At 71.1% G+C, this 3,274-nt stretch carries 4 protein-coding genes and 1 pseudogene; 3 read left to right on the top strand and 2 right to left on the bottom strand.

Features of this window, described 5'->3' with window-relative positions:
- The first annotated feature begins 109 nt into the window (after positions 1–109).
- Positions 110–1,177, top strand: coding sequence for an adenosine deaminase (locus JHN45_RS51295; RefSeq protein WP_374195697.1), 1,068 nt, complete (start codon positions 110–112; stop codon positions 1,175–1,177).
- 37 nt (positions 1,178–1,214) lie between these two features.
- A complete protein-coding gene (locus tag JHN45_RS51290; protein WP_019076020.1) occupies positions 1,215–1,901 on the top strand; it encodes a glycerophosphodiester phosphodiesterase in 687 nt (228 codons plus the stop codon).
- On the opposite strand, the gene JHN45_RS51285 is transcribed toward JHN45_RS51290, so the two are convergent.
- The gene (locus tag JHN45_RS51285) at positions 1,885–2,556 is read right to left on the bottom strand and encodes an NADPH-dependent F420 reductase (protein ID WP_201056350.1); all 672 of its coding nucleotides are present in this window, start codon (positions 2,554–2,556) and stop codon (positions 1,885–1,887) included. The genes JHN45_RS51290 and JHN45_RS51285 overlap by 17 nt on opposite strands.
- Before the next feature lie 30 nt (positions 2,557–2,586).
- On the opposite strand from JHN45_RS51285, the gene JHN45_RS51280 reads away from it, so the two are divergent.
- Positions 2,587–2,970, top strand: a complete 384-nt coding sequence (locus JHN45_RS51280) for a helix-turn-helix domain-containing protein (protein WP_200717476.1) — start codon at positions 2,587–2,589, stop codon at positions 2,968–2,970.
- Here the strand turns inward: JHN45_RS51280 and JHN45_RS51275 are convergent.
- A pseudogene (locus JHN45_RS51275) lies at positions 2,952–3,274 on the bottom strand (sigma-70 family RNA polymerase sigma factor); the annotation flags it as partial. The gene JHN45_RS51280 and the pseudogene JHN45_RS51275 sit on opposite strands and share 19 nt — an antisense overlap.

The raw sequence follows: 3,274 nt of genomic DNA, 5'->3' as shown, positions 1-3,274 counted from the left end.
CAGACCCCCCTCTCCCTCCACCCCGGCCTACGATGATCCCGAGTCATCGATCAGCCGATCACCCGCGTCCCGTACGGCACTGCCCGGGGCGCCGTTCCGGGGAGGAACCTTGTCCGACCACAGCGCCGTACCCGCCGCCGGTCAGGCCCGCGAGCTGCATGCCTTTGTCGCCGGGCTGCCCAAGGCCGAGCTGCATGTCCATCACGTCGGCTCCGCCTCCCCGCGGATCGTCTCGGAGCTGGCCGCCCGGCACTCCGACTCCACCGTGCCCACCGACCCCGAGGCCCTGGTCGACTACTTCAGCTTCACGGACTTCGCGCACTTCATCGACGTGTATCTGTCCGTGGTCGACCTCATTCGGACGCCGGAGGACGTACGGCTGCTGACGTACGAGGTCGCCCGGGACATGGCCCGCCAGCAGGTGCGGTACGCCGAGCTGACCATCACGCCGTTCTCGTCGACGCGGCGCGGGATCGACGAGCGGGCGTTCATGGACGCGATCGAGGACGCCCGCAAGGCGGCCGAGGCCGAGTTCGGGACCGTACTGCGGTGGTGCTTCGACATTCCCGGTGAGGCGGGGCTGGAGGCGGCCGAGGAGACCGTGCGGCTCGCGACCGATGACCGGCTGCGGCCGGAGGGGCTGGTGTCGTTCGGGCTCGGCGGGCCGGAGATCGGCGTGCCCCGGCCGCAGTTCAAGCCGTACTTCGACCGGGCCATCGCGGCCGGTCTGCACTCCGTGCCGCACGCCGGTGAGACCACCGGGCCCGAGACGGTGTGGGACGCGCTCAACGAGCTGCGCGCCGAGCGCATCGGGCACGGCACCAGTTCCGCGCAGGACTCCAAGCTGCTCGCCCATCTCGCCGAGCACGGCATCGCGCTGGAGGTCTGCCCGACCTCCAACATCGCCACCCGCGCGGTCCGCACGCTCGACGAGCACCCGATCAAGGAGTTCGTCCGGGCCGGGGTCCTCGTCACGATCAACTCCGACGACCCGCCGATGTTCGGCACCGACCTCAACAACGAGTACGCGGTCGCCGCCCGTCTCCTCGACCTCGACGAGCGCGGTGTCGCCGACCTCGCGAAGAACGCCGTGGCGGCCTCCTTCCTCGACGCGGCGGGCAAGGCCCGTATCAACGAGGAGATCGACACCTACACCTCGGCGTGGCTCGCGCCCTGACGGTCGGCGCTCCCGCGCCAACCAGCACAATGAGCCCATGGAGAACGTGACCGCCGTGGGCCATCGCGGCGACCCCTACCGTGCCCGTGAGAACACCGTCGACTCACTGCGTTCCGCGCTCGAACAGGGCGCGGACGCCGTCGAGTTCGACGTACGAGTGACCCGTGACGGCGTGCCCGTGCTGCTGCACGACGAGACGCTGCAACGGCTGTGGGAAGTGGACCGGCCGCTGAAGTCGCTGTCCGTGGACGAGGTGCGCGGGCTCACGGACGGCGGGGTGCCGACGCTGGTGGAGGCGCTGGCCGCGACCGAGGGCAGCCGGGTGATGGTCGACCTGCCCGGCGCGGCCGACCCACGGGCCGCGCGCCGGATCGTGGAGGTGATCCGCGAGTACGGGGCGGACGACCGGGCGTACTACTGCGCGGGCGCCGACTCGATGCTCGCCGTGCGCGCGGCCGACCCGTCCGCCGAGATCGCCCTGACCTGGACCTCGCTCGCCCCGCCACGCCCCGCGGTGCTGGAAGCGGTACGGCCGCGCTGGCTCAACTACCGCTTCACACTGGTCGATCGGGACCTCGTCGCCCGTGTCCACCGCGACGGCTACCTCCTGTCGGTCTGGACCCCGGACACCCGCCGCTCGATGCGCCGCCTCCTCGACCTGGGCGTCGACTCGATCACCACCAACCGCGTCGGCGTCCTGTGCGGGCTCAGGAAGAAGGGGTGAGGACGGCAGCCGCACTCAGTGGTCCTGCCGACTCCCCCGGCGGGGCGATGGATTGAGCGTCCGCCCCCTCCCCCACCCACAACCGGATGAACAGCGCGGCCGTTGCCTCCAGCAGGGCCGCGCCCTGACCCAACTCCCCCGCCGTGAACGGTTCGCAGCCCACGTCCCGCACCAACTGCCGTACGACCGCGAGGGCTTGCTCGTTGTCGCCGCTCAGGGGGACGCCCAGGGGGCGGCCGTCGAACACCGGGGGTGTCAGGCGCCAGACGTCCTCGTGGCAGAGGTTGAACGCCTTGACCACGTGGGTCTCGGGGCCCGCGGCGGTGGCGAGTTGCTCGGCGGCGGAGGGGCCGCCCACGGTGAGCAGGCGGAAGCCTTGGCCGACCGGGTTCGTGCAGTCGATCAACACGCGGCTGGTGAGCGGGAGTTGGCGGGCGACCTCGATTGCCACCCGCCACGGCAGTGCCATCAGTACGGCGTCGGTGCCGAAGTCGGCGGCCTGGTGGAGGGTGCCCCAGGCGCCGTCCCAGCGCCGCGCGAGAGTCTCCGCCCGCCCCAAGTCCCGGCCGCCGAACAGTACTTCGTGTCCGGACCGCCGCCATTGCGCGCCGAGCGCGTCCGCCATTCCGCCTGTGCCGAGGATTCCGATTCGCATGGCACGACAGTAGGAAGCGGCTCGGGCACCATGTGGTGCGTGACCTCCGAACCCGTGTTTCTCGCCGACTGCCGGGCCCGGCTCGCCTTCGACCTGCTCGGCAACACCTGGAACTGTGTGGTGCTCTGGGCCCTGCGGCACGGTCCGGAGCGGCCGGGTGAGCTGCGCGGGCGGATCGGTGGGATCAGCCAGAAAGTGCTGACCGAGACCTTGCGGCGGCTGGAGTTCAACGGGCTGGTGGCGCGGCGGTCCTACGGTGGTTCGCCGCCACGGGTGGAGTACGAACTCACCGCGCTGGGTCGGACGTTGCTCGAGCCGATCGACGCGTTCGGGGCCTGGGCCTTCGAGCACGGGGACGAAGTCATGGCCGCGCAGGACGACTTCACGCGCGGCGGTCAGACCCGGGAGGCCTGAGCGACCGTCGCCGGGTCTGCCGGGGTGGTGCGGGTGACGTACTGGGGGACCGGGGCGTTGTCCTTTCCGGTGTCGCGGGTCAGGCCGTAGCGGGTCGCGCCCTGGGCGGGGCCGGTGGTGATGTCCTGCTCCACGGCGTCCCAGGTGGTGGGGAAGACGTTCAGGCCGTAGTCGGCGCCGCGTTCGTTGACGGTGAGGGTGACGCTGCCGTCGACGTAGAAGTACTCGTTCTGCCACATCTGTTGGGTGCCGGTGGGCAGGACGTCGTAGCCGGTGATCTTGTTGCCCACCGGCACCCAACAGA

This window comes from Streptomyces sp. MBT53 (assembly GCF_016654115.1).
Lineage (GTDB): Bacteria > Actinomycetota > Actinomycetes > Streptomycetales > Streptomycetaceae > Streptomyces.
This window is presented reverse-complemented; position numbering and strand designations above follow the sequence as displayed.